Source organism: Myxacorys chilensis (genome assembly GCF_059505265.1).
This window is the reverse complement of the sequence record NZ_JCACKG010000297.1, coordinates 1-2,298: the sequence shown is the minus strand read 5'-3', so window position 1 is coordinate 2,298 and position 2,298 is coordinate 1. Positions and strand designations below refer to the sequence as shown.

Here is a 2,298-nt window from a genome sequence, read left to right as displayed (position 1 = left end):
CGTCTTCAGGTAGCTCGCCTGGGCACCGGTCATGGGCTCGTCGCCCGTGGTCCAGTCGTCCGGATCCTTCTCGAGGTTCGAGCCCTGCAGGTCGGGATCGATCTCGGGGAGCTGCTGCTGGTTGGCATCGGTCATGTGCTCCGTCGTACCCGAACACCCGTTCGGCGATGCTCACCCGGGCGGACGATCCTCGAGGCTGCGCCGAGCGCTTGCCTCCCGCCCGTGCGCCGGCCCGGTACCGTCGCTGCCGACGCGAGCCGGGCGGCTCGGCACGAGGAGGACGCCGTGGTGCTGCAGGTGGACGTCGACCCCGGAGAGGTGGGCTTCGACGCCGGGCGACTCGAGCGCATCGACCGCACGTTCCACGCCTACGTCGACGACGGCCGCCTCCCGGGCTGGCTCCTCGCCGTCAGCCGCCACGGCCGGCTCGCCCACGTCAGCACGTACGGCCACCGCGACGTCGAGGCCCAGCTCCCGGTGGAGCTGGACACGGTCTTCCGCATCTACTCGATGTCGAAGCCGATCACCTCGGTGGCGGCGATGATGCTCTACGAGGAAGGCGCCTTCTCGCTCAAGGACCCCATCGCCACCTGGCTGCCGGAGTTCGCCGACCTCCGCGTCTACACGGGCGGCGGCGCCGACCAGATGGAGACCGAGGCGGCCACCGAGCCGATCCGGGTGTGGCACCTGCTGACCCACACCGCCGGCCTCACCTACGGCTTCCACCGGGCCCACCCCGTCGACGCCGCCTACCGCGACCACGGCTACGACCTCGGGGCGCCGAAGGGCGTGACGCTCGCGCAGGCCTGCGAGACGTGGGCCTCGCTGCCGCTGCTGTTCCAGCCCGGGACCGAGTGGAACTACTCGGTCGCGACGGACGTGCTCGGCCGGCTCGTGGAGGTCCTCTCGGGGCGGTCGCTCGACCGCGTCTTCGCCGAGCGGATCTTCGAGCCCCTCGGCATGCACGAGACCGGCTTCGGCCTCCCCGAGGACCAGCGCCACCGCCTCGCCGGCCTGTACGTCCCGGGTGCGGACGGGCGGGCCGCCCGGTTCGACGAGATCGGCCCGGTCTCGCGCACGGCGCCGAGCTTCCTCTCCGGCGGCGGCGGCCTGGTGTCGACGGCGGCCGACTACCTCCGATTCAGCGAGCTCCTCCGCGGCGACGGCGAGCTCGACGGCGTCCGCCTGCTGTCGGCGCGCACGCTCCGCTACATGACCCGGAACCACCTCCCCGGCGGCGCGGACCTCGAGGGGTTCGGGCGGCAGCTCTTCGCCGAGACGACCTACGACGGCGTGGGCTTCGGGCTGGGCTTCGCCGTGACCCAGGACCCCGTCAAGAACCGGGTGCTCGCCTCCGAGGGCGAGTACTCGTGGGGCGGCGCCGCCAGCACCGCGTTCTGGGTGGACCCGGTCGAGGACATCACCGGCGTGTTCATGACCCAGCTCCTGCCGTCGAGCACCTGGCCCATCCGCAGCCAGCTCAAGCCCCTGGTGCTGCAGGCGCTGGTCGATCCGCCGGTCGGCGATCGTCCCACCTGAGGTCCGGGGCGACGGGGCTGCGCCGGCCACCGGGCGTGCGAGCCACCCCGCGGGGTGGGGAACTCGCGCCCGCAGCGGATAGGTTCCCCGCTCCCCGCCCCATGAAGAGGTACCCCGAGGCATGACTTCGCTCACCGTCGCCCAGCACCGCGCCAACCTCGAGCAGCTCCGCGCCGAGACGGAGGCCAGCATCAAGGTCATGCAGGCCACCTACGAGGAGCTCGACCCCGAGGAGGCGGCGAGCGACGTCGGCGCCGGCGAGGACGAGGGCGGCTCCGAGGGCGACCTGACCCGCTTCGAGCGGGACCGGCTGCGGGCCCGCATCGCCGAGGAGCAGCAGTTCCTCGAGGTGATCGACGCCGCCAAGGAGCGGGCCAAGGGCCGTGACTGGAAGACCTGCGTGAAGTGCGGCAACCCCATCGGCGAGCCGCGCCTCGAGGCCCTCCCGGCCACGGACCTGTGCGTGACCTGCAAGGCCGACCGCGCCAACTGGTGAACGAGCCGCTCCCGGGCACCGGCGCCCTGCCGGTCCGGCGCAGCCGCCTCGTCGAGACCGACCGCCTCACGGCGGTGGTGGTCGACGTGGACGCCACCGGTGAGCCGAGCGCGCTGGCGGTCCTCCAGGCCGGCCTGCACGAGCCGCCGGAGGGCCTGCGCCTGGTGTACGGCTACGACGTCGCCGTGGCCGGGCTCGGCGCCTGGGTCGGCAATCGCCGGGTCCGGCTGACCATCCGACCCGCGTGGGTCGACGACCTCGGC

Annotated in this window: 4 protein-coding genes; 3 read left to right on the top strand and 1 reads right to left on the bottom strand. The window is 73.2% G+C overall.

Annotated features, from left to right (window positions below):
- On the bottom strand, positions 1–135 hold a 135-nt coding region (locus AC5JLB_RS29680), incomplete at its 3' end, for a DUF3072 domain-containing protein (protein ID WP_495877418.1).
- A gap of 150 nt (positions 136–285) precedes the next feature.
- Here AC5JLB_RS29680 and AC5JLB_RS29675 point away from each other — a divergent pair.
- The 3 genes from AC5JLB_RS29675 to AC5JLB_RS29665 form a co-directional block, all read left to right on the top strand.
- Positions 286–1,539 carry a serine hydrolase domain-containing protein gene (locus AC5JLB_RS29675; RefSeq protein WP_495877417.1) on the top strand — a complete coding sequence of 418 codons (1,254 nt, stop codon included), beginning with the start codon at positions 286–288 and terminating at the stop codon, positions 1,537–1,539.
- 121 nt (positions 1,540–1,660) lie between these two features.
- Positions 1,661–2,035: a TraR/DksA family transcriptional regulator gene (locus tag AC5JLB_RS29670; RefSeq protein ID WP_495877416.1), complete on the top strand. Its 375-nt coding sequence runs from the start codon at positions 1,661–1,663 to the stop codon at positions 2,033–2,035.
- Positions 2,032–2,298, top strand: a 267-nt coding sequence (locus tag AC5JLB_RS29665; protein ID WP_495877415.1) for a hypothetical protein, incomplete at its 3' end; no start/stop codon positions are given. The genes AC5JLB_RS29670 and AC5JLB_RS29665, both read left to right, overlap by 4 nt.

What these genes read in the sequence shown, in the direction of transcription:
- AC5JLB_RS29670 (WP_495877416.1), top strand. Translation starts at nt 1,661, where the DNA reads ATGACTTCGCTCACCGTCGCCCAGCACCGCGCCAACCTCGAGCAGCTC.